This window comes from Geminocystis herdmanii PCC 6308, assembly GCF_000332235.1.
Lineage (GTDB): Bacteria > Cyanobacteriota > Cyanobacteriia > Cyanobacteriales > Cyanobacteriaceae > Geminocystis > Geminocystis herdmanii.
The window spans coordinates 2726570-2753477 of sequence record NZ_CM001775.1; the positions used below are offsets into that span (position 1 = coordinate 2726570).

Sequence of the window (26908 nt, forward strand, 5' to 3'; positions counted from 1 at the left end):
CTTATGATTTACTCAGGTCTAATTAAGGTTTTCTTACCCATTAATGATAAAATATTTCGTTATATTTATTGTATATATTAATTTTATTTTTTGATGATTGAAAAACTTAGAAATATTTTTATTACGGGTTTAACTCAGGCTTTTGGCAAAAATATCACTTTTATTGAACCTTTAATTGTACCTGCAAGTAATGCAAAATTTGGTGATTATCAATGTAACGTTGCTTTATCCTTAGGGAAAACTTTAAAACAGCCCCCCAGATCGATCGCTCAAACAATTATTGATAATATTAATATAGATAATATAGCGGATTTTTGTGAACCTTTACAAATCGCTGGAGCAGGTTTTATTAACATTACTATTAAACCTAAATATATCAGTCAACAAATTAATTTAGTTTATCAAGATGAGCGTTTAGGAGTTGTGAAAACCGATAAACCTCAAACTACTATTGTTGATTTTTCTAGCCCAAATATTGCCAAAGAAATGCACGTTGGTCATCTTCGATCGACTATTATAGGAGATAGTATCGCCAGAATATTAGAGTTTAGAGGACATGAAGTTTTAAGACTAAATCATGTGGGAGATTGGGGTACTCAATTCGGGATGTTAATTGCTTATTTACGGTTAGAAAAACCCGAAGTTTTAACTACTGCTAATGCAGTGGAGATAGGAGATTTAGTTACTTTATATAAACAGGCAAAATTAAAGTTCGATCGAGATGTAGAATTTCAAGAAACAGCTAGAAATGAAGTAGTTAAACTGCAAAGTAAAGATGCTGAAAGTATCAAAGCATGGACATTATTATGTGAGCAATCTCGCAAAGAGTTTGAAGTTATTTATCGGTTATTAGACATTAAATTAACGGAAAGAGGAGAATCTTTTTATAATCCCTTTTTACCTCAAGTAATTGAAGACTTAGAAACTGCCAATATTTTAACAGAAGATCAAGGGGCAAAATGTGTATTTCTTGATGGTTTTGTGAATAAAGAAGGCAACCCCTTACCCTTAATTGTCCAAAAAACTGACGGCGGTTATAACTATGCCACTACTGACTTAGCGGGTTTAAAATATCGAGTAACTCAAGATAAAGCAACTCGCATAATTTATGTGACTGATGCAGGGCAATCTAATCATTTTACCCAAGTTTTTCAAGTAGCAAAAAAAGCTAATTTTATTCCTGATAATGTGGATTTAGTTCATGTACCTTTTGGTTTAGTTTTAGCAGAAGATGGAAAAAAAATCAAAACTCGATCGGGCGAAACCATCCGTTTAAAAGATTTGTTAGATGAAGCGATAATTCGATCGAAAAAAGACTTAGAAAATCGTTTAGAAACGGAGGGAAGAAATGAAAGTGAAGACTTCATTAATCAGGTAAGTAAAATAGTCGGTTTAAGTGCCGTAAAATATGCCGATTTAAGCCAAAATCGCACTACTGATTATAAATTTAGTTTCGATAAAATGTTAGCCCTTCAAGGCAATACAGCACCCTATCTTTTATATGCCTATGTGCGGGTACAAGGTATCAGTAGAAAAGGTAATATTGACTTAAATAATTTAATTTCTGATGATAATATTATTCTCACAGAAGATAGCGAATTAGTGTTAGCAAAACATCTTTTACAATTAGACTTTATTCTGCAAGAAGTAGAAAAAGATTTATTACCTAATCGCCTTTGTTTATACTTGTTTGAATTAAGTCAAAAATTTAATCAATTTTATGATCAATGTCCTATTTTACAAGCCGAAGAAAAGGTAAAACTATCTCGTTTAGTCTTAGCAGATTTAACCGCAAAAGTGCTTAAACAAGGCTTATCTTTATTAGGTATTTCTGTTTTAGAAAGAATGTAACTGATAGAATATTTTAAAAACTTCCTAGGGGTTGAATACTATTCAACCCAAAACACCAATATTATTCAATCCTGAAAGAGTTTTAACCTTCTTAAATTCTAAAAATTAAAGAAAATGGAGATTGCTTGTGTCTCAGAATCACAAAATATCTAAAAAAAATAGTAATTTTATCGATTATAATAGATGGGGATTCATTATATGTGTGGATTTAAACTTATGGACAAAAAATCTTTAACTTTACCTAAAAGTTTGTTGCAAGAAGTAGAAAAATACGCTATAAATCAAGGTGTATCGATCGAACAATTTATTTTATGGGCAATTGCAGAAAAAATAGGAATTTTAAGCCAATCTTTAATCAATACTAAATTTCCTAATATTGCCTATTTTAAAGGGGCTAGTGGAAAAGTTTTTCCAGTAATAAAAAATACATCTATAAGAATTCAAACAATTATTATCGCCCATTATCAATGGGAATTATCAATTAGTGAAATAGCGAAAGAATACGATTTAAACAAAGAATTAATCAAAGAGGCTTTAAAATTCTATCACACGAATAAAACAGAAATTGATCAAATGATTTCCGCAGAACGGGGATTAGAATTGGCTTATGTCTAAAATACGACTTCATTTAGATGCCGATACTTCTCTCAAAGCCTTACAAAATGCCTTAGTTAATCTAGGACATGATGTAACTAGAACCCCTACTGACTGGATGCCATTTGATGCCTCTGATAAACAACAATTATTAGGTGCTTCCGCTAAAGGTAGATGTATATTTACTTTTAATATTAGTGATTTTTTTAGTTTTAGCACAACAATATCCTAACCATAAAGGCATTATTTTAGCGGCTCAAAGTAGTTGGAATTTAAGTAGCTTAATTAAAGCCTTAGATTTGTTTTTATCCACAGAAAATTCAGAGGAATTTATCAATCAAATTAGATGGTTAAATCAATGGAAGAATTAATTATAATTATATGAACTTAGAAAAACTGAGAGAATATCGATCGAGCATTATAGCATTAGCCCAGCAATATCATGCTCATAATATTAGAGTATTCGGTTCAATTATCAAAGATGAAAATGATGAAAATAGTGACATAGATTTTTTAATTGTGCCTACTCCTGAACAGGATTTATTTGATATAATTCGTTTACGAAGATCATTAAAAGAATTGCTTAATTGTGATGTTGATATTGTTCATGAAACAGCTTTACATCATACTATTAAAGAAGCAATTTTATCCTCTGCAATTCCTTTATGAATAAAACTCCTAAATCTCCCCTTTTTTTTCTCCATATTATTGGTCGATCGATTTAGAAACTGTTTGGAATATTATAGATAATCCAGAAAAATTGCCTGATTTAAGAGAGAAAATTCAACTTTGTATCAAAGAATTAAATGATACACTAAATTAAACTTTTATAAGTTAAAATAATTACAATTTACCCTAAAATAAATTTTTATAAATAAAGTTCAAAATATGCGTATTTTTATTACAGGTGGTGGTGGTTGTATTGGTCATTATATTGCTGATTCATTAATTAAAAATACCGAGCATGAATTGTTTTTTTTAGTCAGAAACCCTAGCAAAATAAAATTTGATTATAATTATCGTCAGGGTATCAATATCATTGAAGGAGATTTGGTAAAAATTCTCGATTATCAAGAATTATTAAGTACCATGAATATCGCAATTTTAGCCGCTACTTGTTGGGGGGGAGAAGAAGAATCCTATCAAATAAATGTGGAAGCAAATATTAACTTAATTAACAGTTTAAATCCCGATAATTGTCAACAAATAATCTACTTTTCTACCGCTAGTATTTTGAACCAAAATAATCAACTTTTACCCCAAGCTGGAGAAATTGGTACTGATTATATTAGGACAAAATATCAATGTTATAATAAACTATCGGAGTTAAAATTGTTCGATCGAATTATTACTGTTTATCCTACCCTTGTTTTTGGTGGAGACGACGATAAACCCTATTCTCATTTATCCGCAGGATTAAAAGATTTACCTAAATTAATTAACCTCATTCGTTGGTTTCAAGCCGATGGTAGTTTCCATTTTATTCATGGCAAAGATATTGCTACGGTTATCAGTTACTTAGTCGAAAATGGTACTAATTTAGATGAAAGTTTCGATAAAAAATTGGTGTTGGCTAACCCTTCTTTAAAAGTAAATCAAGCGATTAAAGAAATTAGTAATTATTTCGAGAAAAAAGTTTATTTTCAAATTCCTTTATCAATTTTGTTAGCTAAGTTTTTTATTAAAGTTTTTAATGTACAAATGGCAGAATGGGATTATTTTTGTTTAAATTATCGTCATTTTGTTCATAAAAAATTTGTGAATCCTCATACTTTTAATTTAGAATCTTTTGCACCTAATTTAACTTCACTTCTGAAAGTTTCTCAAGTTTAAAACTATACTTTAAACTAATCAAATAATGGAAGATAATAATCAAATATGAATCTATAGAAATCCTAAACCATTGTAAATTAATTAAGTAGTTAAAAAAAACAATGAAACCTTTATAAAACCCAATACCTAAACTCCTAATACCTAAAACCTTTCAACACCATTTTTTTACACAAATCATTTAGGACTGCTATATATGCCTAATTTGTGAAATAATTGAATGTGAAGGATTCTTAAAAAAATTATATAATCATGAAACTTACTAAGTGGAAATCTATAGTAAAACTTGCTATTACCACCATCTCTATTTTTATCATTTCGATCGTATTCAATCCTTACGGTATGCAAAACGCCTATGCTTTCTTAGCTCAAGGTGATGCTATAACCGATCCTGAAGCCATTTTACGCTATGCTCTACCTATTGATAATAAATATATCCGTGAAATTCAAGGGGATATTGAGAAAATAGGCAAAGATTTAAGAACAAAAAGATGGGCTTTAGTGACAAAAAGAGTTAAAAATGCTGGATTTGTGCTAAAATTACATCAAGATGATCTCATTGCCAGTGTACCCGAACCATTGCAAACAAAAGCAAAAGAATTGGTAACAGCCATTGCCGAGGATGTCTCTAAAATACAAGAATTAGTTGAAAGAGAAGATAGAGAACAAATTTATGCTCTCAGAAGTGCTATCTTAGACAATATCACTGTCTTAGAAGAAGATATGGTAACGGGTTTTCCTTTTACTGTACCCGAAGAATATGCTAACCTACCTCAATTATTAGGACGAGCTAAAGTAGAAGTAAAAACTACTCAAGGTGACTTGGTGATTGTGGTGGATGGTTATAGCGCCCCCGTGACTGGCGGTAACTTCGTTGATTTAGTTAATCGTAAATTCTATGATGGTTTACCTTTCTCTCGTGCTGAAGATTTTTATGTACTTCAAACAGGTGATCCCATTGGCGAGGAAGAGGGTTTTATTGATCCAAATACAAAAGAATACAGAGGGATTCCTTTAGAAATATTAGTACAGGGAGAATCTGAACCCATTTACGGCTTAACAACAGAAGATTTAGGGATGTACTTAGCTCAACCCGTATTGCCCTTTAACGCTTATGGAGCGGTAGCTTTGGCTCGTCCTACAAGTGATCCTAACGGTGGTTCATCGCAATTTTTCTTCTTTAAATTCGATACCGAAGTCACCCCTCCGGGTTATAACCTCATGGATGGAAGATTTGCTGTATTTGGTTATGTTACCGAAGGAGCAGAGGTTTTAGATAAACTCACCGCCGATGACAAAATTATTTCTATGAAAGTTATCGAAGGGCAAAAGCAATTAACTGTTAACAATTAATCAAAGAAGGGTTAAAACCCCTACTACAAACGGATAAAAATAAGTTTTTAGTAATGGTTTTAGCCATTTATTGATAAGTCTTAAAAAGTCCGAAATTGATATAACCTCTAACTCTTGACTGTCATTTCGATCGAACAATAATCATTTAAAAATATGATAGAATACAAATTACCTAGTCAGCGTTGGAAATTTTATCCCCAAAATCCTAGTTTGACGAAGGAGTTAGTGGAAAAATTGGGGTTATCTCCCGTTGTAGCTCAAATTATTATTAATCGTGGCATGGTTAATCTGGATGAGGTACAAGGTTATGTTAATCCCGAAATTATTGATTTGCCTTCCCCCCTAACAGAATTTCCCGATTTACCTAAAAGTATTGCCATTCTTCAAAGTTCGATCGAGCTTCAGCAAAAAATCGCTATTTGTGGCGACTATGACGCTGACGGTATGACTAGCACAGCCCTTTTATTAAGAGCATTTCGGCACTTAGGGGCGAATGTTGATTATGCTATCCCTAGTCGCATGAAAGACGGCTACGGTATCAATAAGCGCATCGTAGAGGAGTTTAAACAGGAGGGAGTTAGTCTAATTTTGACTGTTGACAATGGTATTTCTGCCTATGATGCCATTGCCCACGCTAAGGAATTAGGGTTACAAGTAATTATCACAGATCATCATGATTTACCGCCCATTTTACCTCCGGCGGATGCTATTTTAAACCCGAAATTATTACCTAAAACTTCCCCATATTATGGGTTGGCAGGGGTGGGCGTTGCCTATGTTTTAGCCGTCACCCTCGCCCAAAGTTTGAACAAATTACAAGGTTTGACAAAACCTCTTTTAGAATTATATACCGTAGGTACGATCGCCGATCTTGCACCCTTAACGGGAGTTAATCGCCGTTGGTTGAAAAGAGGCTTAAAATTATTACCAAAATCTGATATTTTAGGGATAAAAAAACTTAGTAATTTAGCAGAAATAGAAAGTAAAAAAAAGCTCTTAAATGCTGAAGATATAGGCTTTAAAATTGGTCCTAGAATTAATGCGATCGGACGTATTGGTGATCCACAAATTGTTATAGACTTGTTAACTACTGATGATGAGGGTATTGCTATCACAAGAGCAATGCAGTGTGATCAAAATAATAAGCAAAGGAAACTTATTCAGAATAATATTGAACAAGAAGCAATAAAATTAATTGAAGAAACTCCTATTAATTGGAAAGAAGATCGAGTATTATTAGTCATTAAAGAAAATTGGCATCATGGAGTAATTGGAATAGTCGCCTCTCATTTAGTAGAAAGATATGGAGTTCCTGTTTTTATCGGTACTTATGAAGAAGAAAATCCAGATATAATAAGAGGTTCAGCCAGAGGAATCGAAGAATTTAACGTGTTTTTAGCTTTACAAAATTGTGATGATTTATTAGGGAAATATGGAGGACATAAAGCGGCAGGAGGTTTTAGTTTTCCTACCAAAAATTTGCCTTTAATTCACGATCGATTAAGAGAATTTGCTCATCAAACATTAATCCCCGAATATTTAAAGCCTTTAATTAAGATAGATGCGGAAATTAATTTTCAAGATATTAACTTTAAATTATTACAAGAAATAGATAGTTTATACCCTTGGGGCATTGAAAATAATGAGCCTATTTTTTCTAGTATAAATGTTCAAATATCTTCTCAAAAATTAACCAAAACAGGAGAACATTTACAACTAACATTTATGCAAAATAATTTAGAATTAAAAGGCATTGCTTGGCGTTGGCATCAATATTATCCCTTACCCCCTGCTGTGGATATAGCCTATAAACTCAATGAAAATGACTGGAATGGCAAAAAATCTATTCAATTAAACATTCTTGGTGTGAGGAAAAGTCAGGAATAAGTAATTAGGGTTTGCTGAAAAAGTCTTGAGATGAGGAGAGTTGTTAGGTAAAATACAATTATAAATTTATGACAATTGCATTTTTAAAATACTAAAACTATTATAGATCAAAGGTTTTATTCGTTATTTATTATTAATTTGTCATAACTATTGTAGAAGAATCATTTTCATTTCTAAGAGAAAATAAAGTCTAGGATTATTTGCCAATTATTATTGTGTTCATTAATGGGAATAATTTTAATTGTTTTGATAAATTCTCGGAGATAAAAACGACATTCAGCAGATGATAAATCTGTCCAAAATTGAGGATTAGATAAAGCCGTAGAAATTTTTGTTAGGTTATCGGGAGGTAATTGTGCTATTTTTTGCTTAATTTTACCTATTTCTTGATAAATTTTATAGTTTCTAATATTTCCTGTTTCTTTATCTAAAATATTCTCTTTAACTAATTGCTTTATTTGTAATAATATTTTTTCTTTTTCTTCTATTTGTTTTTCTAATTCTCTTTTTATAATTTGAGGATTTGGAGCTTGAAAATTTTGTGTTAATAAGGGTAATTGTTCACAAATTTTGTTAATAGTTTCTTGAAAAATTAGGTCATATTTAAGGGCTTTACAAGTATTTTCTCTAGGGCATTGACTGGGTATTAAGTATAAATATTTATCTTGATATTTTTTCTTATTAATATGACTAATTCTTAAAGATGATGAGCATTGTTGACATTTTACTAAACCTGCTAAGGCATAATTAGCGGAAGCACTACGAGGTTTTACTAAACGATGACTTTTTAAAATTCGATCGATCTGAGCTGATTCTTCTCTGGTTATAATAGCGGTATGGGTATCAGGAATTATCTCTTGATTTTTATAGGCTAAATCTCCTCGATAAATGGGATTTTTTAACCAATAATGGGCAGTAGATAAGGCAATTTTTTTGTTAAATTTTTCTTCAATATATCTCACACTATCCGCTAATGAACCGTATAATAAAAATCGATCGAAAAACTCTCTGACTATAAATATAGTCGATCGATTCACAATATAACCATCTTTACCTCTGATATATCCGAAGGGTGCTTTTCCGGGGGGCGGTAAGATTTTTAAACGGTTATTTCCATGGGCTTTTCTCAACTTTCTCTGTTGAATTTTTTGCTCTATTTCTTGACAAATATTAACGAATAATTCTCTTGTTTTGCTATCTTTAATTATTCTAAATTTACTGCTATTATAGTTTTCTTCGATCGAGATGATTTCAATATTAAAACCTTCGATTTTAGCAATTAATTGGGTCACTTCTCCTAAACTATTTCCTAACTCTGATAAACTACGAATTAAGAGATAATTAGGCGGTGTTTTATGACAATCTTTGAATAATTTTTTTAACTCTTTTTTCTCCCCTATATCCTGATAAACTCGATCGACTTCACAACCCCAAAAAAAAGCATCAGGGACTTTTTCAATCACTGGTTCTGTATAAGTATAAGCGATAATTAAAGGCACAGTTAAACCTCAATAAAGTGTATAAATAAAGACTAAAAATTAGCCATATACTTTTTGAATTATTTGTCAATAGGTAAGTTCTAATTATTTAACCTGTTTTTTGTGATTATTTAACTTGTTTTAAAATGATAATTCACGTTTGTTATTTACACAATATTGAAGGTATAAATTAATTAATTCTTCATAAGAAATTTCTTTTTCTTTTGCTTTTTTATCAAAATATTCTATTACTTCAATTCCCAAAGGTTAATTCACTTGTTGCTTCAGTTTTTTTGCATAAGGATTAGGACAACTTTTCATTTTAGTTAGATCATATTCTAGTTTCATAATTTTATTTTCTATACTGTTGACTTTCCTTTTTAGTTGCTTTACGAGCTGAAATTATCCTGATTTCGGATTCTTTTTCTCGGTAACAATGAACTATTAATAATAATCGCATTTTTGAACTCATACCAAGTAATAAATTTTGGTGGGCAATGCCCACCCTACAATTATTTTAAAATTTCTTTGCCTACAGCCTGATATTTTTTCCATGCTTGTTTAGCACGAGAATCATTATAATCTTTCACAGTTTTTCCATTTTGAGATGCTTTTTCAAAAGCAATTAATAAGGGAATTTCTGTTTTAAATACAGGCAAATTGTCTTTCTCTAAAAACAATTTTGCAGTTTTGCTATTCGTGGTTCTTGAATCAACTTTTGTCAAGAGAATTTTATAATTATTAATATTATTCTCTCTGAAAATTTCCACCGCTCGAATAGTCGCATTCAAATCCAAATGATTAGGAGTAGTGGGAATGATAATTAAATCATTGCCCTTGGCTAACTCCAAAAGCTCCTCATTTTCGGGTCCTGCTTTCATATCTGTTACGATATGATGGTGTTTAGCAATAAATGCTGTTGCCCCTGCCTGAGATGACACCACAAAGGGAAGATGATCTTCTCTAGCCCATAATAAAGCAGATCGGTTTCGATCGGCATCAATTAATAAAGTCGGTTTATCTGTATGTAAATAAGTCGATAAATGTACTGCTGTGGTGGTTTTTCCTACGCCACCTTTTAAGGAAACAATGCCAATCAACATAATAATTAACAATTAACAATTAATAATGAACAATGAACAATTAACACCCTAACTCCTCATTCCTAATTACTAACAAGAGGCATAACCTGATCAATGACTTCTAAACTACCATCTTGTTTGACGCGCCAAACATCATAAACTCCCACAACGTCACCATTTTCATCAATGTCCACGTTACCACTTGCACCCTGATAATTGATTTTCTCTCCTTTACGCAATAACTCCATCGCCTGACAAGCATCGGTAACTTCTGTACCGTCTCCTCCTGCCACTTCCCTAACTTTATTTTTAATTCCTTCTCCTGTATTCTCTCCTGATGCCTGAGCTGCTAACATCAACAATACTGTAGCATCCCATGTGTGAGGTACGAAGGCGCTAACAGGTTTATCTCCTGTTTTTTCTTTCCATAGGGCGGTAAATTCTTCTAATGCCTTACCATCTTCCGCTCCCGGTACTGTACCCAATGCCCCTGCAATAATCGAATTACCGTCGGCGGTTTTGCCTACTTGTTTGGTAAAGTCTTCCGAATATACTCCATCAGTCAACAAAACGGTAGTATTATTCATTAAGCCTTGTTTAAAGGCTGCTTGTAAGAGTAAACTTCCTGTTTCTGCGTATAATACCGCCATCACGGCATCGGGCTGATTGGCAAAAGCTAATCCAGCTTCACTGTCTAGGGTTGTAGCTTTGGGATCGTGGCGCACTGGTTTATCTTTATTGATGATAGTACCTCCTGCGGTGGTAAAAGCGTTAACGAATTGTTCCTCAAAGGCTACTCCGTAATCGTTGTTAATCACTACTGTCGAAACGTTTTTAAAGCCTTCTTTTTCTGCTAAGGCGGCTAAGGCTTGGGCTTGATAGGTGTCGGGAGGGGCTGTGCGCGCCCAAAATCCGTTAAATTCTCCTTTTTTGGCTCGATCGGTAAATATAGGGCTTGTGCTACCCGGAGAGATCATCATGACGTTATTTCTGACGGCAACATCTAAGGCGGCGGTGGAAACACTACTGGCGAAAGAACCCACTACTCCAGAAACTTTGTCAACTTCTGCTAACTTAGTCATGGCGGCAGTACCAGCGACAGGATCGGTTTGATCATCTTCTTTAACTAAAGTTACGGGTTGTCCATTTACTCCACCACAGGCGTTGATGGTATCCACGGCTAATTGAGCGGCAATGGGCATATTCTGTCCGATCGAAGATAAATCGCCAGTAATAGGGAATAATGAGCCTAATTTTAAGCCTTCACTACCAGTCGGGGCATTATTCTCAGTATTGCTCGGTGTGTTTGTGGTATCTTCTGTTGTGCCAAAAAGGGTACATCCGACAGTGAACCAGTTGAGACTAATTAATAAACTTAAAAATAGTTTTATTTGACGGTTTTTCATGGTATTTTTTTATAGGAACTTGAGTTTAAATTAAAATCATACCTTACCTTTTCAAATTTATAGCGTTTTCATGGTTTTAAGGTAGAGATAAAAAAACTAAGTCCTTTTACATAAGGTTCACTCAGGTTAAATCAATGGTTGTAAAATATTTCTTCCCTTTCTTCTTAATCTGTCTTTTTCTATTGGGTTGTGAGACAAATCAAACAAATTCTCCCATTGTTGAACCTAATAGTATTATTCCTGTTAATACGGAATCGATCGAGCTACCTTCAGATTTTAAGGCAGTTACAGGACAACTAATTTACTTACCAATTTACTCTAATATTTATCATTCTAATCAACGCCGTTTGCATAATTTAGGCATAACGGTTACTTTTCATAATACTGATTTAGAAAATTCTATTATTATTAAGTCGATCGAATATTATGATACTGAAGGTAATTTAATCGAAAATTTTTTAACCTCTCCAGTGAGTTTAAAACCCCTTGCCTCCACTAATTTTTTTATCCCCGATAACGACACTAGAGGGGGAATCGGTGCTAATTTGTTAATTGAATGGGTAGCGGATAAAAAAGTATTTAGTCCGATCGCAGAAGCGATAATGCTTAGTACGGCTAGTACTCAAGGAATTTCTTTTACTACTCAAGGAAAAGTTGTAAAAGAATTAAGAATTAAGAATTAAGAGTTTATTGGTTTGTAGTGAGGGTTAAAACCCTCTCCCGATAATCTTAATTACACACAAAAATTATGAGGTAACTTTATCTAAATGGTTACTTAAATTAATCCATTCTCTGAGGCTTAAATTTTCTGCTCTAGCTTGATCATTGATACCTAATTCTGTTAAAATTTCTGTTAATTTTTCAGGTTCAATAACTGGTTTTAAGTTATTTTTTAACATTTTTCTTCTACTAGCAAATCCTTGTTTAATTAAACTGTCTAAAAACTTAGGATTATGGGCAGGATTTTCAACATTTCTAGGGGTTATTTTTACTACCACTGAATCAACTTTTGGCTTAGGATAAAAGTCTCTTGCAGGTACATCGCAAACGATTTCACAATCTGCTAAATACTGGACTTTGACGGTTAATGCTCCATATACTTTATTATTCGGAGTTGCTACAAGTCGATCGCCCACTTCTTTTTGAACTAATAGTACGATCGAATCTAAGGGTTTTTCTGCAGGTTTACTGATTCTACCCAGTAATTTTTCGATAATAGGTCCTGTGATATTATAAGGAATATTAGCAACCACTTTATTAAAGTTATTAAAGTTAGGAAAACTTTGTAACATTTCTGGTAAATTTAACTCTAAAAAATCCCCTTCTAATAATAAAAAATTATCGATTTTGCCATATTTTGCCACTAATTTTTTACATAAATCTCGATCGATTTCTACCGCTAAAAGTTTGTCCACATAGGGAAAAATTCTCTCGGTTAACACCCCTAAACCCGGTCCTATTTCTAAGACTCGATCGAGCTTATTGAGTTGTGCTGATATAATAATTTGATCAAGGACTTGTTGATTTTTTAACCAATGTTGTCCAAACTGTTTTCTAGGTCTAAAACTCATTAATTTTTTATATAATTATTTTGATATAACAAGACTAAATATACATTGATAAGAAATATAGGCATTTTTTACAAAAAATCAATTATTATTAAAAATCATGATATTTTTTAGAAAAATTGAGTTCAATTCATTGAAAGGTATCTATTAGACATATAATTTATTACACGTTTTTGTTAATTTTAGCCTGAAAAACAACTTTTAATTAATGGAAATTAATGGAATTGTGCCATTAACCCACTTCGCAATAAATTGACGAAGCTAACAGTTTTCGTTCAATGAATTGAACTAATAAAATACAATGTAGGCTATTTTAACAATAAATAGTATAAATCTCCTGTCCAATCCACTAATCCTGCTTTGGCTTTAGCAACGTCTCCCGTGCCAAAAAATATATCGACTCTACCAGCACCTTTAATAGCACTACCTGTATCTTGATCTAACACATAACGGCTCACGATGGGAGTAATCATTTGGTTGTTATTATCAACTTGGGGAATACGAGTATAAATCAATGCTAACGCCCCCGGAGGCATGAGGGATTTATCTGTAGCGATCGAGCGTTCATCGGTAACAGGAACATTTAAACTACCCGTTGCGGGTTGCCCTCCTGTTTCTTTAAAGAAGATAAAGCGATTATTACGGGGTAAATAGATGTTTAACTCGTCGGGGTTGTTTTCCAGATAGGACATCAAACGGGGAAGACTCATTTCATCGGCAGGAATTTTGCCGTCTTGGATTAACTCTTTACCTAAGCTGACATAGGGATAATCCGTTGCCCCATTATAACCGATAGTCATAATTTTACCATCCGTTAACTGTAATTGCGCCGAACCTTGCACCTGCACGAGATAGGCTTGAAGTCGATCGCTCAACCAAACTAACTCATTTCCTCGTAAAATACTATTGTTGCCTAACCCGTCTTTTCCTTCAATCTCTTTTCTAGTAGGGTGAGGATTTTGCCAAGAATCGAAGTTAGAAGGCTTTACATAGAGAGGATAGCGATAAATATCTGTTTTTTGACGACTTGCTTTATAAATTGGCTGAAAATAACCTGTAAAAGATACTGTACCTTCTCCATCATAACCGATCGATCGGTAAAACCGAAATTCCTTTTCTACGGCATTTTGTAACTGTTGCGCACTGGTAGAATTAACCAATAATTGACGAAAACGTCTTAAAGAAGCGATTACCCGTTCACGACTAAACTCAGGTATGGGATAATTGGCATAAACAGTTTTTGCTTTATCTGTATTGAGATATTTTAAACTATGATCGATCGATCTAATTAAGGCTTGTTTATCTTTAGTAAATAATTGTTCATCTACTATTTTAACAGGTAAATTATCAATGGGTTTTAAAGGTATTGATTGAGCTAATAAAGGATTAGTGAATAATAAATTTAAGCTCATATTTACTAGAAATAAACTAAAAATATGTTTAGATTTTTTAATCTGTTTTAATGACTTATAATCGGCACAATAATTATTTTTAACTTGATTTAAAAACATAATAAATTAACTAAAATTGGCAATAAATAAAACTATGAATAAAATAGCAGTTTTGGGTATGGGATTAATGGGAAACCCCATGACTTTAAGATTAGCAAAAGCGAATATTCCTGTTATCGCCTATAATCGAACTCCTGCAAAATTAGAACCTTTAAAAGAGGTAAGTGTTCCCGTTACTACCAATATACAAGAAGCCCTAGAGTTTGCTGATTGTTTGATATTGATGTTAGCGGATTTTCGTGCTATTCAAGAAGTGATTTTCTCCTCTGACGCAGATTTGACGGGAAAAACCATTATTCAAATGGGTACAATTGCACCCGATGAGAGTAAAAAACTATTAGTTGAAGTGGAAACCAGAGGGGGAGAATATTTAGAAGCGCCCGTGTTGGGAAGCATTCCCGAAGCGAAAACAGGAGAATTATTAGTGATGGTGGGGGCGACTTCCTCGCAGTTTGCAAAATGGGAAGGGTTGTTAAAAAATTATAGTCCGAATCCTCTCTTAATTGGGGAAGTGGGCAAGGCTTCAGCGTTGAAATTAGCTTTAAATCAGATGATAGCAGGGTTAACGGCTACTTTTGCCCTTAGTTTGAGCTTTTTACAACAACAAGAGGTGAATATCGATATTTTTATGGATATTTTGCGTAGTAGTGCTTTATATGCTCCTACTTTTGATAAAAAATTGTCACGGATGCTCGATCGTAATTATGATAATCCTAATTTTCCCACAAAACACCTCGAAAAAGATATTAATTTATTCTTGGCTTCCTCTCAAAATCTGGGCTTAAATACAGAAGGTTTAGATGGGATAAGTTCGATCGTACTTTCTGCTATTAAAAAAGGTTTTGCTGATGGGGATTATTCTGCTTTAATCGAAGGAATAAAAAATTAGGAATTACAAATTAGCAAGTTAAAAGAGGTTAATTTAATTTTTTTTTACATCAAAAAATAATTGAGAACGATAAAAACAAATATCAAACTCTAAGAAAAAATTAACTTGTCCTAAAATAATAGAAATATTATCCGCTTTTGTCCACGCAAAAGCTAATTTAACAGAGGGAAAATTATTGATTTGTCCTTTTAAGAGAACTGCTTTTGCTTCATAATTAGCCAAGTTTCCTGTTAAATTAATCGATATTTTTTGACTGTCCCAATCTAGTCCTAAATTTTCTCCAAAATGATAGGGTAAAACATTAACAGTCGCGCCTGTATCTAGTAAACCAGATGCGAGTAAAGTCTGATTATTATTAATTAAAGTAATCGGTAAAAAAGGAAGATAACTAGCTTCTCCAATAGTTTGATTAACCTGTTGATAAAAAAATCTTTGACTGTTACTCATTATCTTTATTTTCTGCCAATAATTTTAATAAAGTATCCCCTGCGGAAAAAGTATCTAGTGGTGAATAAATAGGATATTCTTGATTCCCACGAAATAAACTATTTTCTTCTTCAGCTAATTGATTAATTATTGTCTGTAATAAATAAATTTTTTCTTGTTTATTTAGAGTGTTAATTACTGGTAATATTTGAGTTAAAGTCATTTTTTATTCTCATTAATTATTTATATATTAAAATATGGACAAAATTTATTTTAATAAGTAACTATTATATCTTATCATAATGTTCTAAAATTTTTACTAATCTGGTTTTACTATCTTTATGTAAGAACAAAAATTAATAGGCGTTTCTAGGGTGGAATTTAGTAAGGCTTTCGCAACTCCTTTCACGGTTATACTATGTCCTATTAATAATAAATTTCCTTTAAATTGTGCTGTTAAAATATTCGTAATTTTTTTGATTCTTTCTAAGGCTATTACTTCGGTTTCAGGATAAATTGGGGTTAAGTTCGATCGAAATTCCCAATCAATCAAAGGGTAAAATAATCTTAATTCTTCGGGGGGATGAATAAGAGGTTTTTCTGTCATCCAATCAGGATTATGCCATTCCCCTAAACCTTCTTCTAATTTGATGGATAAATTCAAAATTTCTGCAATGATATGACCAGTTTGAATCGTTCTCAAAAAAGGTGATACAATGATGTGTTCGATCGACTCATTTTTCAATTCTAAACCCAACTTTTGAGCTTGAATTTTACCCAATGCTGATAAAGGGGGATCATAACGTCTTAAAGCAGTATTAAACCATTGAGGGTAAGCAAAGTCAAATCTATGTCCATGTCTTGCTACCCAAATAGTTGAAGTCAGCTTATCGGAGGGAAATGTATCCTTCATAATATTCAACCTTATATCAAGTTCGGATAATCACTTATGATAAAACTTTGCGTCCTTGTATCTTTGCGTCTTTGCGCCTTTGCGTGAAATTTTACCACAAATATTGAACCGAACCTAATATTAATTAAAGTGAAAATTTTTGAAAATGGTTTTATTTCTCATTCTCCATTCTCCATTAATTTGTCATGGCTTGTTTCATTTCTCTGACAGCTCGTTCTAAACCAACTAAAACGGCTCGACTAATGATACTATGACCTATATTCAACTCCTCCATACCCGAAATACACGCCACAGGATAAACATTCCAATAGGTTAAACCGTGTCCTGCATTTACCCTTAAGCCCAATTCTAAAGCCTGTTTTGTGCCTTTTTGTAAAGCGATTAACTCTTGTTGTCGAGTTTCTTCTTTCACTGCATCGGCATATTTACCAGTATGTAATTCGATGAATTTAGCTTGAGTTTTCGCTGCTGCCTCAATTTGTCTTTCATCAGCATCAATAAACCAACTCACGGGAATATCTGCCGATTGCAGTTTATCCACTACGGCGGTGAATTTGTCGAGATTCTTTACTATATCGATACCGCCTTCCGTTGTCACTTCTTCCCTTTTCTCTGGTACTAGGGTAACATAATCGGGTTTTATCTCTAGTGCGATCGAAATCATTTCTTCTGTGGCTGCCATTTCTAAATTCAGATGAGTACGGACAGTTTCCCGTAAAATACGCACATCTCGATCGCAAATATGTCGTCTATCTTCTCGTAAATGAGTTGTAATGCCGTCTGCACCCCCTAACTCAGCTAATACAGCCGCCGCTACGGGATCAGGTTCGACTGTACGTCTTGCTTGACGAATGGTGGCTACATGGTCAATATTAACGCCTAATGTTAACAATGGTTTCTTCTCCTTTCTAATCATTTTTAATTCCTAATTCCCCATTCTTAATTATTCGTAGATTTGTTGACTTGAATTTGATGTAAGAGAAGCTCTAATTCTGCCTCTAAACTCATATATTTGAGTTGTTGATCCGCTTGGTAGGCTTTTTGTAATTGTTCTAAATTATAGTTTTTGTTTTTAACTTGAGTGGTCATGAGTATAAATGCTTATTATTATTTTAATATTAAAACACTAATCTTAACTTAAATTTACATATTATGGGAACGATCGAGCTAAATTAATTTTTATGGGCTTCTAGGAAAAATTAAATTTTTGATGTCTAAAACTATTGTTGAGAGGTACATTTTTTCCTCTTTACCGAAAATTTAGAACAAATGTTAAAAAAAGTAACAATTTAGACAGATAACTTGACAAAGTTGCGGTTTTAATATCCATATGTTAGGTTAAATATTATCTAATCAATTGATTGAGGAGTCAAACTAATGGAAACACCTACTAAACTCAGTTTAGAACAACAATTTAAGTTGGAAGTTCTGAAAGATCAAGTTAAAAAGTTAAGTCAAGAACAAGCACAAGAATATTTAATTGAGGTATTTCGTCAGATGATGGTGAAAGATAACTTAATGAAACAATTATTCAAAAATGCTTAATCTTTTTTAGACGTTGTTGTAGAATTGATGATCATTGTATTTATTTTCGGCAATGAGATTCCCTGTTAACTTTTATATAAATTCGATTTTCTTAATTTTTACCTCAGCAACGTCTTTCACATCATAGATCGATCGAACATAGTTCAACTCATAATTTTGGAGAAGAATGTTAAAATTATTGGTCAATCATGCACAATTAATCTTTAACACCAGTGAATGAAACAAAAAATCTCGATTGGTTTCTCATTACCTTAGTTATTGGCATCAGTAGTTTTGGTAGTTTAATAATTTATAGTACTCAAATTTATAAAAACGGCACAGATTGGCAAAATCAATTAATCATGGTTGTCATTGGTAGTCTGGTTTTACTAGGGTTATCTCAATGGCGTTATGAACTATTACTAAAGTTTCACTGGTTAATCTATGGCGTTACAAATCTGCTTTTAGTGGCAGTTATTTTTTTTGGACAAACCGTCAATGGAGCGCAAAGTTGGATTAATATACTAGGGTTTCAATTTCAACCTTCAGAATTTGCCAAAGTTGGCTTAATTATTTCCTTATCTGCTTTGTTGCATTATCAAGATGCCTCGAAAATATCCCGTTTGTTACCTGTTGTCGCTACAGTTGGTTTGCCTTGGGTATTGATTATGGTTCAACCCGATTTAGGTACTGGTTTAGTCTTTGGAGCAATTACCTTAACAATGCTATATTGGGCTAATGCAAACTTAGGTTGGATTTTACTGATTTTATCTCCCCTCGTATCAGCATTTTTATTTAATATTGTGTTGCCGATATGGTTTATTTTTGTGATTGCCATGATTTTGATTGCATGGTTTACTTTACCCTATAACTTTAAGCATATTTGGGCATTAGTTACTTTATTTGTCAATTATATGGCGGGAAAATTGGGAGATATTTTATGGGATTTATTAAAACCTTATCAAAAAGATCGCTTAACTTTATTTCTTACTCCTGAAAAAGATCCCCTCGGAGGAGGTTATCATTTAATACAGTCGAGAATTGCCATTGGTTCGGGTAAAATGTATGGCAATGGTTTCCTTGAGGCTACCCAAACCCATCTTAATTTTGTCCCAGAACAACATACCGATTTCATCTATAGTGCGATCGCTGATCAATTCGGTTTTATCGGGGGTATAGTAATTATCCTCATTTATTGGTTAATCTGTTGGCGTTTAGTCATGATTGCACTTCGATCGAGAGACAACTTTGGTTCATTATTAGCTATGGGAGTATTAGCCATGATTGCCTTTCAAACGGTAATTAATATTGGGATGACAATGGGATTAGCACCCATTACAGGAATACCTCTACCTTTTCTTAGCTATGGTAGATCATCTTTACTAACAAATTTTATTGCCTTTGGCTTAGTGGAAGCAGTGGCAAACGCTAGAATAATGAAGAAAGTAAAACCTCGTCGTTTTTCTTCTACTCATCGTATTAGAAGTATTAGAGGAATTAACCATTAACAATTAAAAGTCTCCCTTATTCATTATTCATTATGAAATTTTCCGATAGTATCAAAATGGCGATTACTACCCTACTAGCAAATAAAATGCGTAGTAGCTTAACCATGTTAGGGATTATTATCGGTAACGCTTCCGTTATTTCTATGATCGGAATCGGTCAAGCTGCGCAACAATTAGCAGAGGAGCAATTTGAGTCTTTAGGTGCGAATGTGTTATTTGTTGTACCGGGTAGCCGAGAATCTCGCCGTACTTCCTTTGAGAATCCGAATACCCTAGTGTTAGCTGATGCAGAAGCCATCGCATCTCAAGTGCCGACAGTAACAGAAGTTGCTCCTCAAATTAACTCTCGTCTTTTGGTAAGTTATGGTAGTAAAAATAATAATGTCTCAATTATTGGCACAACTCCTGAATTTTTAACGGTGCGTAGTTTTGATGTTTCTCAAGGAAGGTTTATCACTCCTTTAGATTTGAGACGTAATAATAAAGTAGTGGTATTAGGTTCACAAATTGTCGATGACTTTTTCCCCAACGAAAACCCTATAGGAAAGCGTTTAAGAATCAAAAACGTTTCTTTTGAAGTAATCGGCATTATGGAGTCAAAAGGCTCATTTCTAGGCACAAATCAGGACGAAACTTTATATATCCCCCTAACCACAATGGCTAATCAAATTGTGGGGAAAACCTCCCAATATGGCTTAGAGTTGAGTTTTATCTCTATTTCTGCCAGAAATGCTCAAGATATATTTGCCGCCAGATTTCAGATTGAAAATTTACTGCGTTTAAGACACAAAATTGTCGGAGAAGATGATTTTCGGGTAGAAACTCAAAAGGATATTTTAAGTATTGTCGGGACTGTCACCAGTGGACTTACTATGATGTTGGGTGCGATCGCAGCTATTTCTTTGTTAGTAGGCGGTATTGGTGTTATGAATATTATGTTAGTCTCTGTGAGTGAAAGGACTCAAGAAATTGGTTTAAGGAAGGCGATCGGTGCTACAGAAAACAATATACTATCTCAATTTCTCATCGAAGCCATAATTATTTCAGCTACGGGAGGAGTATTTGGTACACTGTTAGGAGTTGGAGTTTTAACCACTATCGGCATTATTTCACCTTTACCTACCACCGTTTCTATGACAACTATCACTTTAGCGGTGGGAGTTTCAGGAGGTATTGGTTTATTTTTTGGTGTCGTACCTGCACAACAAGCGGCTAAATTAGATCCTATTATAGCGTTAAGAAGTGCTTAAGCTAGGGCGATAAATAGGGTTTGCTGAATAACTCAGAAAGCTATTAAAATCAAGGATTTAGACATATTACATTAACCTTTGACACAAACCACCTGTTTAAGGGTTGCCACTATTTCTACTAAATCCGTTTGTTGATTCATTACCTCCTCGATCGATTTATATGCACTAGGGATTTCATCAATAACACCTGCATCCTTACGGCATTCGATACCCTCCGTTTGCATCACCAAATCATGGACATCAAAGCGTTTTTTAGCTTGACTACGAGACATTGTACGACCAGCACCATGAGAACAACTACAAAAACTATCATGATTACCCTTACCCTTGACAATAAAGGATTTTGCTCCCATTGAACCGGGTATGATACCATAATCTTCTTGGGTTGCCCTTACCGCGCCTTTACGGGTGACATAGACATCCTCCCCAAAATGATGCTCTTTTTCGGCGTAATTATGATGACAATTTACGGTTAGTAAGGGTTTTGTTGTCTTACCGCCGTTTAAATGTTTTTCCACAATGGCTTTAAAACGACTCATCATCACATCTCGATTAAAACGCGCGTAGTTTTGCGCCCATTGTAAATCTCGCCAATAAGCCTCAAATTCTGGCGTTCCTGCGATAAAATAGGCTAAATCAGGATCAGGTAATCTAATATTAGCTAATTTCGCTAATTGTTTTCCTGTTTTGATATGACAGTCTGCTAATTGATTTCCGATATGGCGAGAGCCTGAGTGTAACATCAGCCACACCTGATTTTCCGTATCTAAGCACAATTCGATAAAGTGATTACCTCCTCCTAATGAGCCAAGTTGCTTAATTGCTTTACCTTCTAGCCTTTGCACTCCTAAATGTAAATCTTTGAAACCTTGCCAACCTTGCCAGTTAGTTACTTTGGTTTCTGCGTCTTTGTTTTCGTTAAAACCAACGGGAATATTTGCCTCAATATCTAAACGGATTTTTTTTAACTTCCCTTCTAATTGATCGGCATTGAATGGCAATTTGATTGCAGACATACCGCAATTATGAACAAAAACCCCTGCTTTTAGGGCAAAATTATGATATTCGGGAACACTTAAACAATAAACATCTTGAGTTTCATTTAAAGGTATAACGGCAACGACTTTATGATTATAACCATGTTTACTTTTACGATGATTATGTAATCCGATCGGACTTTTTACTTCTTCGCCACAGGTTTCACAGGTATAAAGTCGATTGGCAATTTCTTTACTTTTTTCTTTACCTTTTTCACTCTGATTATATTTGATTAAATATTCTTTACCTCTTTTTCCATTATCTTTGACAGATTCTCTAAAATGCTCAGGAGATTCTGTCATATATTTGAGAATATTTTTTTTGCCTCTTTCGGCATAATATTCATAACCTTCAGGAGTTTTCGCTTTAGCAGATAATGCTTCAATTCTTTTTTGTTCAAATTCTGGCGATTGCCAATGGCTATTTTGTTCGACTAATGAGCGATGATATTTAGAATGATCTTTATCTCCCATAAAAACTAAATTATGGGGCATATTATCACTTTTGTTAAAATTTTGATGATGAATAATGGTTTTTTGATCTTTAAATTTAGGTACTTCCCCTAATAACTTCGATCGAGCTATAATCCAATGGGCTTTTTGCCATCTGCCTGAATAATTTTGTTGAATTAAAGTATAACCATCTCGATCGAGCTTAGAATAAAAAGGCATTAAAGAAGTCTCAGGCAATAAATTTTGAGCTTCTTGATATTCACCATTGCGAGTCATAAATAAGTGATCAGGAGTACACTTAATTTCTTCGCCATTATCAAGAATTACCTTAACTAAAGGTGCTTTATGACGAGTTAATCGAGCTAATGCTTCTGTTGCCACTATTTTTCCACTTGGTGTACAAGAATAGACAAAAATAGAGCTACCTTTTTTCGCTAACTCTCCGATAGGATAAGATTTTCCATCAACCAAAGGAATTAAGGTATCCCCAGTAAAACAACCAATATCAACTCCGACGGCGGCAGGAATTATAGCATCTTTTGTAGCGATAACTGAGCCAACTAACGCCCCTTTTCCTAAATGTACATCGGGCATCAGGGCAACGTGTTTATAAACAAAGGGTAAAGAAGCTACATTTTTTGCCATGTGAGTTTCTTCAAAACCTAACTCATGATTTGCCCATGATAAGACGGGTTTGGTATTGGAAAAGTTTAATTCTTCGTACGGCATATCAGTTCAAAAATTTGACGATTTTTCCATGATAATCTATTCCTTTAAAAATAAAGTGCTGTACAATGGAATGTTAAATTATTGTAAGAAATTATTATGACGACTCATTTTATTACGGCAGAAATTGATTTGAAAGAACATCCTTTGACTTTGAAAAAAGACATCGAGGAAAGATTAAATCAAGAGGGAAAACCTTTGCGCTGGGCGATTACTAATGTCTATAAAAGTGAACAGAAAGCTCAAGTGGAGGCGATTGTCACTAAATAGACTTCTGGAGAAAATATTTTTTATTTGTAGGAGTTGAATAATATTCAACCCTTATTTTTTTTAATACTTAACAATTCTTAATATAATAGCTCGATCGAACTTGCATAAATTCCTGAAGTCACAGTGATAATTAAACCTCCTCCCTATTAAACAGGAATAGGAGTTAACCATTGTTCAGTTTTAGAACTCCATACCACAATAAATTTATCTTGAGAAATAGAACATATAGCAGTAGCTTCACCTTTTTTATTAGCAAATTCTACTTCAAAAATACCGTCTTGATAGTCTTCGATAATTGTGCCTTGCTCACCTTTTCTGAGACTAAATTTAGGAATATCAACTAATAATTCAATAACGTCTAATAATTCAGGTTTATTCATCTTTCTATAATATATAAGGTTGTTAATTGAGCTATGTTACTTTCTGGTTTTACTATCCATCCTGTTCTAACGGTTTCCTTTTGCCCTTCATAGTTACCGAATATCTGTAAGTCAACTTGAAAGATTCTCCCGTGTTCATTCGATGGACATTCGATCGCATTAGCGGTTAATGCCATTTCTTCTATTTGCTCGATCAGAAAAGCATAATTATCTTGAGTATATCCCAAATGCTTTTTAAACATATAGGCTTTATCTCTACCGCTAGGGTGGTTTAGCTTTAGTGCGTAACCTGTTATTTTTGTTAGTGGGATATGAATTTGACTGACAATATCTTTTAATTTCATGATGGTTAAATGTCAATAAAGTTATTACTAATTTAAGACTTACGCATTTATACCAAAAATTAAGGTTATTGAGATTGCTTCGTGCCTCGCAATGACACTATAGAATTTGACTTAATAATTCTTAATCTAATGGCTCGATCGATCTTGCATAAATTTCTAAAGTCACCCTGATAATTAAATAGAAAGGAAATTATCACACAATGGAAAATTTATCATGAGTTTTGAACCTGAACCAAATATATACGCTTTACAGCAAGACGTGTTAACCCTTCTTACTAACGTTGATGCCCCCGAATCAGATTGTTAGACATTCTCCATTAGAAAATAATTTATATCACATTAAATAGTATTTTTATATAGATAAAATGAATAATAAATTCTTATTCAAAATCTTAGAAGGGCAAAATATCGACAATAAATATTACCTAAAAAGTCTCTTAGGTACAGGAGGATTTGGCGGAGTTTATTTAGCCGATGAAGTAGTAAGAGATAGATTTATTCGGGAATTAGCAGTTAAATTAATTATCACTGATAACCCTGATAAACAGTTAGATGAATTGATTTTTTCTACTACCTTAAAACAAGCTAATTTACTCGATTGTTATACCTGCGGAGAGTGCCAATTAAATAACCTTGATTTCCTTTATTTATTGATGGAAAAAGCAGATTATAGTCTCGAAGATAAATTAACAGAGGATAAATTATCGGAAGAAGAAGTTAAACAATTAGTATTAGATATAAGCAACGGATTAGATTATTTACACAGTCAAAAACCTGTCATTGTGCATCGAGATTTAAAACCCGGAAATATTTTAAGGGTAGGAGATAAATGGAAAATCTCCGACTTTGGTTTAGTCAGAAGTGTGCAAAATAATTCCACTGAAACTACTACGTTGATGGGTTCGATGGGATACGCACCGCCAGAAGCCTATCAGGGAAAAATATCTTCGGCATGGGATATGTGGTCATTAGGCATTATCATTTATGAAGTGTTAACGGGAGAATTGCCCTTTAAAAATGATACTCCTTTAGCGTTAATGCAGGAAGTAATTAATCACGAGCCTGATTTAAACATTATTCCCAAAAATTGGCAAGAGATAGTAAATAATTGTCTCAAAAAAGACGAAAAACAAAGATTAATTGCTCAAAATTTAATTAATAATCTACAGTCAAACACTGCCATTAAATCCAATGAAGATGCGTCTAGTTATTATAATCGTGGTTATAATTATGGAAAATTAAAAGAGTATGAAAAAGCTATTATTGATTTTACAAAAGTCATTGAATTAGAACCTAGTTATACTAATGCTTATTATTATCGAGGAGTTGCTTACGATAAATTAAAACAATATAAAAAAGTCATTATTGACTATACAAAAACTATTGAATTAGATGCTAATTATACAAATGCTTATAATGGACGAGGTAATGCTTATTTTGATTTAAAACAGTATAAAAAAGCCATTCTTGACTATGATAAAGCTATTGAATTAGATGCTAATCATACTTATGCTTATTATAATCGTGGTAATGCTTATCGAGAATTAAAACAATATGAAAAAGCCATTCTTGACTATAATAAAGCTATTGAAGTAGCTCCTAATTATACCAATGCTTATCATAATCGTGGTCTTGTTTACTCTGAATTAAAAGAGTATGAAAAAGCCATTATTGACTTTAATAACGCTATTCAATTAGACTTAAATTATATATTATCTTATAATGGTCTTGGTGTTATTTACTATAAATTAAAAGAATATGAAAAAGCTATTATTAACTATACAAAAACTATTGAATTAAATTCTAATTATACCATAGCTTATTATAATCGTGGTAATGCTTATCGGGAATTAAAAGAGTATGAAAAAGCTATTATTGACTATACAAAAATCATTAAATTAGACTCTAATTATACCATAGCTTATTATAATCGTGGTAATGCTTATCGGGAATTAAAACAATATCAAAAAGCTATTATTGACTATACTAAGGCTATTGAATTAAATCCTAATTATATCGGTGCTTATAATAATCGTGGTAATGCTTATCAAGAATTAAAAGAATATGAAAAAGCTATTATTGACTATACCAAAGCTATTGAATTAAATCCAAATCATACCAATGCTTATTATAATCGTGGTAATGCTTATCAAGAACTAAAACAGTATGAAAAAGCTATTATTGACTATAATAAAGCTATTCAATTAGACTCAAATTATACCAATGCTTATTATCATCGTGGTTTTGCTTATTATCAATTAAAAGAGTATGAAAAAGCTATTATAGACTATACAAAAATCATTGAATTAGACTCCAATTATACCAATGCTTATTATAATCGTGGTGTTGCTTATGGAGAATTAAAACAGCATGAAAAAGCTATTATAGACTATACCAAAGCTATTGAATTAGACTCTAATTATGCAAATGCTTATAATAATCGTGGTGTTGCTTATGAGAATTTAAAACAGTATGAAAAAGCGATTATTGATTATAATAAAGTAATAGAATTAGAGCCTAATGATCAACTTGCTATTAATAATAAAAATGCTTTAGAAGCAAAAATGAAATAAGGGTTAAAACCCTTACGACAAACAAGAGTAAATATCTTTTTTGAAGAAGTTTAAT

Annotated in this window: 29 protein-coding genes and 1 pseudogene; 15 read left to right on the forward strand and 15 right to left on the reverse strand. The window is 33.0% G+C overall.

What is annotated here, in order from left to right:
* The first annotated feature begins 93 nt into the window (after positions 1–93).
* The 8 genes from argS (at position 94) to recJ (ending at position 7515) form a co-directional block, all read left to right on the forward strand.
* Positions 94–1851 carry an arginine--tRNA ligase gene (gene argS, locus SYN6308_RS13580; protein WP_017294996.1) on the forward strand — a complete coding sequence of 586 codons (1758 nt, stop codon included), beginning with the start codon at positions 94–96 and terminating at the stop codon, positions 1849–1851.
* A 216-nt stretch (positions 1852–2067) separates the two neighbouring features.
* Complete coding sequence (locus SYN6308_RS13585) at positions 2068–2466, forward strand: DUF433 domain-containing protein (RefSeq protein WP_026102069.1); 399 nt, start codon at positions 2068–2070, stop codon at positions 2464–2466.
* On the forward strand, positions 2459–2677 hold the full coding sequence (locus SYN6308_RS25555; protein WP_017294998.1) for a DUF5615 family PIN-like protein: 219 nt from the start codon (positions 2459–2461) through the stop codon (positions 2675–2677). Before SYN6308_RS13585 ends, SYN6308_RS25555 begins: the two co-directional genes overlap by 8 nt.
* Entirely contained in the window at positions 2643–2816 is a 174-nt protein-coding gene (locus tag SYN6308_RS25560; protein WP_017294999.1) for a hypothetical protein, read from the forward strand. Before SYN6308_RS25555 ends, SYN6308_RS25560 begins: the two co-directional genes overlap by 35 nt.
* A 10-nt stretch (positions 2817–2826) precedes the next feature.
* Positions 2827–3114: a nucleotidyltransferase family protein gene (locus SYN6308_RS13595; protein ID WP_017295000.1), complete on the forward strand. Its 288-nt coding sequence runs from the start codon at positions 2827–2829 to the stop codon at positions 3112–3114.
* A gap of 219 nt (positions 3115–3333) precedes the next feature.
* Complete coding sequence (locus tag SYN6308_RS13600) at positions 3334–4278, forward strand: NAD-dependent epimerase/dehydratase family protein (RefSeq protein WP_017295001.1); 945 nt, start codon at positions 3334–3336, stop codon at positions 4276–4278.
* A 249-nt stretch (positions 4279–4527) separates the two neighbouring features.
* On the forward strand, positions 4528–5628 hold the full coding sequence (locus SYN6308_RS13605; protein ID WP_017295002.1) for a peptidylprolyl isomerase: 1101 nt from the start codon (positions 4528–4530) through the stop codon (positions 5626–5628).
* A gap of 156 nt (positions 5629–5784) precedes the next feature.
* On the forward strand, positions 5785–7515 hold the full coding sequence (gene recJ, locus SYN6308_RS13610; RefSeq protein ID WP_390091451.1) for a single-stranded-DNA-specific exonuclease RecJ: 1731 nt from the start codon (positions 5785–5787) through the stop codon (positions 7513–7515).
* Between the two features lie 173 nt (positions 7516–7688).
* Here the strand turns inward: recJ and SYN6308_RS13615 are convergent, their stop codons facing one another.
* The 5 genes and pseudogenes from SYN6308_RS13615 to SYN6308_RS13625 form a co-directional block, all read right to left on the reverse strand.
* Positions 7689–9014 carry a recombinase family protein gene (locus SYN6308_RS13615; RefSeq protein WP_017295004.1) on the reverse strand — a complete coding sequence of 442 codons (1326 nt, stop codon included), beginning with the start codon at positions 9012–9014 and terminating at the stop codon, positions 7689–7691.
* A 120-nt stretch (positions 9015–9134) separates the two neighbouring features.
* Positions 9135–9341: pseudogene (locus tag SYN6308_RS25565) on the reverse strand (antitoxin).
* Between the two features lie 4 nt (positions 9342–9345).
* A complete protein-coding gene (locus SYN6308_RS23970) occupies positions 9346–9465 on the reverse strand; it encodes a BrnT family toxin (RefSeq protein ID WP_083879560.1) in 120 nt (39 codons plus the stop codon).
* Positions 9466–9505: 40 nt separating this feature from the next.
* Positions 9506–10096: a ParA family protein gene (locus SYN6308_RS13620; protein ID WP_017295005.1), complete on the reverse strand. Its 591-nt coding sequence runs from the start codon at positions 10094–10096 to the stop codon at positions 9506–9508.
* A gap of 62 nt (positions 10097–10158) precedes the next feature.
* Positions 10159–11481: an ABC transporter substrate-binding protein gene (locus SYN6308_RS13625; protein WP_017295006.1), complete on the reverse strand. Its 1323-nt coding sequence runs from the start codon at positions 11479–11481 to the stop codon at positions 10159–10161.
* A gap of 134 nt (positions 11482–11615) precedes the next feature.
* Between SYN6308_RS13625 and SYN6308_RS13630 the strand changes: the two genes are divergently transcribed.
* A complete protein-coding gene (locus SYN6308_RS13630) occupies positions 11616–12164 on the forward strand; it encodes a DUF3124 domain-containing protein (RefSeq protein ID WP_026102070.1) in 549 nt (182 codons plus the stop codon).
* Positions 12165–12227: 63 nt separating this feature from the next.
* Here SYN6308_RS13630 and rsmA read toward each other — a convergent pair whose 3' ends face one another.
* Positions 12228–13052 carry a 16S rRNA (adenine(1518)-N(6)/adenine(1519)-N(6))-dimethyltransferase RsmA gene (rsmA, locus tag SYN6308_RS13635; protein WP_017295008.1) on the reverse strand — a complete coding sequence of 275 codons (825 nt, stop codon included), beginning with the start codon at positions 13050–13052 and terminating at the stop codon, positions 12228–12230.
* A 305-nt stretch (positions 13053–13357) separates the two neighbouring features.
* Positions 13358–14461: a murein transglycosylase A gene (mltA, locus tag SYN6308_RS13640; protein WP_040467273.1), complete on the reverse strand. Its 1104-nt coding sequence runs from the start codon at positions 14459–14461 to the stop codon at positions 13358–13360.
* A gap of 133 nt (positions 14462–14594) precedes the next feature.
* Between mltA and SYN6308_RS13645 the strand changes: the two genes are divergently transcribed.
* Positions 14595–15449, forward strand: a complete 855-nt coding sequence (locus SYN6308_RS13645; protein WP_017295010.1) for an NAD(P)-dependent oxidoreductase — start codon at positions 14595–14597, stop codon at positions 15447–15449.
* 33 nt (positions 15450–15482) lie between these two features.
* On the opposite strand, the gene SYN6308_RS13650 is transcribed toward SYN6308_RS13645, so the two are convergent.
* From SYN6308_RS13650 to SYN6308_RS25155, 5 genes are all read right to left on the reverse strand, one after another.
* A complete protein-coding gene (locus SYN6308_RS13650) occupies positions 15483–15896 on the reverse strand; it encodes an aspartyl protease family protein (RefSeq protein ID WP_017295011.1) in 414 nt (137 codons plus the stop codon).
* The gene (locus tag SYN6308_RS13655) at positions 15889–16098 is read right to left on the reverse strand and encodes a hypothetical protein (protein WP_017295012.1); all 210 of its coding nucleotides are present in this window, start codon (positions 16096–16098) and stop codon (positions 15889–15891) included. Before SYN6308_RS13655 ends, SYN6308_RS13650 begins: the two co-directional genes overlap by 8 nt.
* A gap of 96 nt (positions 16099–16194) precedes the next feature.
* Entirely contained in the window at positions 16195–16788 is a 594-nt protein-coding gene (locus tag SYN6308_RS22480) for a histidine phosphatase family protein (protein WP_017295013.1), read from the reverse strand.
* A 175-nt stretch (positions 16789–16963) separates the two neighbouring features.
* Positions 16964–17680, reverse strand: a complete 717-nt coding sequence (locus SYN6308_RS13665; RefSeq protein ID WP_026102072.1) for a pyridoxine 5'-phosphate synthase — start codon at positions 17678–17680, stop codon at positions 16964–16966.
* 47 nt (positions 17681–17727) lie between these two features.
* Entirely contained in the window at positions 17728–17877 is a 150-nt protein-coding gene (locus tag SYN6308_RS25155; protein ID WP_017295015.1) for a hypothetical protein, read from the reverse strand.
* 288 nt (positions 17878–18165) lie between these two features.
* Between SYN6308_RS25155 and SYN6308_RS13675 the strand changes: the two genes are divergently transcribed.
* From SYN6308_RS13675 to SYN6308_RS13685, 3 genes are all read left to right on the forward strand, one after another.
* Positions 18166–18333, forward strand: a complete 168-nt coding sequence (locus SYN6308_RS13675; RefSeq protein WP_017295016.1) for an NblA/ycf18 family protein — start codon at positions 18166–18168, stop codon at positions 18331–18333.
* Positions 18334–18545: 212 nt separating this feature from the next.
* Positions 18546–19820 (forward strand): rod shape-determining protein RodA, encoded by a 1275-nt coding sequence (rodA, locus tag SYN6308_RS13680; protein ID WP_017295017.1) that lies wholly within the window; start codon positions 18546–18548, stop codon positions 19818–19820.
* Between the two features lie 32 nt (positions 19821–19852).
* Positions 19853–21070, forward strand: coding sequence for an ABC transporter permease (locus tag SYN6308_RS13685; RefSeq protein WP_017295018.1), 1218 nt, complete (start codon positions 19853–19855; stop codon positions 21068–21070).
* 71 nt (positions 21071–21141) lie between these two features.
* Here SYN6308_RS13685 and SYN6308_RS13690 read toward each other — a convergent pair whose 3' ends face one another.
* The gene (locus SYN6308_RS13690; protein ID WP_017295019.1) at positions 21142–23289 is read right to left on the reverse strand and encodes an RtcB family protein; all 2148 of its coding nucleotides are present in this window, start codon (positions 23287–23289) and stop codon (positions 21142–21144) included.
* A gap of 96 nt (positions 23290–23385) precedes the next feature.
* On the opposite strand from SYN6308_RS13690, the gene SYN6308_RS25160 reads away from it, so the two are divergent.
* Positions 23386–23556, forward strand: a complete 171-nt coding sequence (locus SYN6308_RS25160) for a hypothetical protein (protein WP_017295020.1) — start codon at positions 23386–23388, stop codon at positions 23554–23556.
* 146 nt (positions 23557–23702) lie between these two features.
* Here SYN6308_RS25160 and SYN6308_RS13700 read toward each other — a convergent pair whose 3' ends face one another.
* Together SYN6308_RS13700 and SYN6308_RS13705 are read right to left on the reverse strand one after the other, a co-directional pair.
* Entirely contained in the window at positions 23703–23936 is a 234-nt protein-coding gene (locus SYN6308_RS13700; RefSeq protein WP_017295021.1) for a DUF4926 domain-containing protein, read from the reverse strand.
* Positions 23933–24280 (reverse strand): DUF6883 domain-containing protein, encoded by a 348-nt coding sequence (locus SYN6308_RS13705; protein WP_017295022.1) that lies wholly within the window; start codon positions 24278–24280, stop codon positions 23933–23935. The genes SYN6308_RS13700 and SYN6308_RS13705 overlap by 4 nt, the downstream gene beginning before the upstream one ends.
* Positions 24281–24645: 365 nt before the next feature.
* Here SYN6308_RS13705 and SYN6308_RS23450 point away from each other — a divergent pair, with 365 nt between their 5' ends.
* Positions 24646–26853, forward strand: coding sequence for a serine/threonine-protein kinase (locus SYN6308_RS23450; RefSeq protein ID WP_017295023.1), 2208 nt, complete (start codon positions 24646–24648; stop codon positions 26851–26853).
* The last annotated feature ends 55 nt before the right edge of the window (positions 26854–26908 follow it).

What these genes read in the sequence shown, in the direction of transcription:
- argS (WP_017294996.1), top strand. Translation starts at nt 94, where the DNA reads ATGATTGAAAAACTTAGAAATATTTTTATTACGGGTTTAACTCAGGCT.
- SYN6308_RS13585 (WP_026102069.1), top strand. Translation starts at nt 2,068, where the DNA reads ATGGACAAAAAATCTTTAACTTTACCTAAAAGTTTGTTGCAAGAAGTA.
- SYN6308_RS25555 (WP_017294998.1), top strand. Translation starts at nt 2,459, where the DNA reads ATGTCTAAAATACGACTTCATTTAGATGCCGATACTTCTCTCAAAGCC.
- SYN6308_RS13595 (WP_017295000.1), top strand. Translation starts at nt 2,827, where the DNA reads ATGAACTTAGAAAAACTGAGAGAATATCGATCGAGCATTATAGCATTA.
- SYN6308_RS13600 (WP_017295001.1), top strand. Translation starts at nt 3,334, where the DNA reads ATGCGTATTTTTATTACAGGTGGTGGTGGTTGTATTGGTCATTATATT.
- SYN6308_RS13605 (WP_017295002.1), top strand. Translation starts at nt 4,528, where the DNA reads ATGAAACTTACTAAGTGGAAATCTATAGTAAAACTTGCTATTACCACC.
- SYN6308_RS23970 (WP_083879560.1), bottom strand. Translation starts at nt 9,465, where the DNA reads ATGAGTTCAAAAATGCGATTATTATTAATAGTTCATTGTTACCGAGAA.
- SYN6308_RS13620 (WP_017295005.1), bottom strand. Translation starts at nt 10,096, where the DNA reads ATGTTGATTGGCATTGTTTCCTTAAAAGGTGGCGTAGGAAAAACCACC.
- SYN6308_RS13625 (WP_017295006.1), bottom strand. Translation starts at nt 11,481, where the DNA reads ATGAAAAACCGTCAAATAAAACTATTTTTAAGTTTATTAATTAGTCTC.
- SYN6308_RS13630 (WP_026102070.1), top strand. Translation starts at nt 11,616, where the DNA reads ATGGTTGTAAAATATTTCTTCCCTTTCTTCTTAATCTGTCTTTTTCTA.
- rsmA (WP_017295008.1), bottom strand. Translation starts at nt 13,052, where the DNA reads ATGAGTTTTAGACCTAGAAAACAGTTTGGACAACATTGGTTAAAAAAT.
- mltA (WP_040467273.1), bottom strand. Translation starts at nt 14,461, where the DNA reads ATGAGCTTAAATTTATTATTCACTAATCCTTTATTAGCTCAATCAATA.
- SYN6308_RS13645 (WP_017295010.1), top strand. Translation starts at nt 14,595, where the DNA reads ATGAATAAAATAGCAGTTTTGGGTATGGGATTAATGGGAAACCCCATG.
- SYN6308_RS13650 (WP_017295011.1), bottom strand. Translation starts at nt 15,896, where the DNA reads ATGAGTAACAGTCAAAGATTTTTTTATCAACAGGTTAATCAAACTATT.
- SYN6308_RS13655 (WP_017295012.1), bottom strand. Translation starts at nt 16,098, where the DNA reads ATGACTTTAACTCAAATATTACCAGTAATTAACACTCTAAATAAACAA.
- SYN6308_RS22480 (WP_017295013.1), bottom strand. Translation starts at nt 16,788, where the DNA reads ATGAAGGATACATTTCCCTCCGATAAGCTGACTTCAACTATTTGGGTA.
- SYN6308_RS25155 (WP_017295015.1), bottom strand. Translation starts at nt 17,877, where the DNA reads ATGACCACTCAAGTTAAAAACAAAAACTATAATTTAGAACAATTACAA.
- SYN6308_RS13675 (WP_017295016.1), top strand. Translation starts at nt 18,166, where the DNA reads ATGGAAACACCTACTAAACTCAGTTTAGAACAACAATTTAAGTTGGAA.
- SYN6308_RS13685 (WP_017295018.1), top strand. Translation starts at nt 19,853, where the DNA reads ATGAAATTTTCCGATAGTATCAAAATGGCGATTACTACCCTACTAGCA.
- SYN6308_RS13690 (WP_017295019.1), bottom strand. Translation starts at nt 23,289, where the DNA reads ATGCCGTACGAAGAATTAAACTTTTCCAATACCAAACCCGTCTTATCA.
- SYN6308_RS25160 (WP_017295020.1), top strand. Translation starts at nt 23,386, where the DNA reads ATGACGACTCATTTTATTACGGCAGAAATTGATTTGAAAGAACATCCT.
- SYN6308_RS13700 (WP_017295021.1), bottom strand. Translation starts at nt 23,936, where the DNA reads ATGAATAAACCTGAATTATTAGACGTTATTGAATTATTAGTTGATATT.
- SYN6308_RS13705 (WP_017295022.1), bottom strand. Translation starts at nt 24,280, where the DNA reads ATGAAATTAAAAGATATTGTCAGTCAAATTCATATCCCACTAACAAAA.
- SYN6308_RS23450 (WP_017295023.1), top strand. Translation starts at nt 24,646, where the DNA reads ATGAATAATAAATTCTTATTCAAAATCTTAGAAGGGCAAAATATCGAC.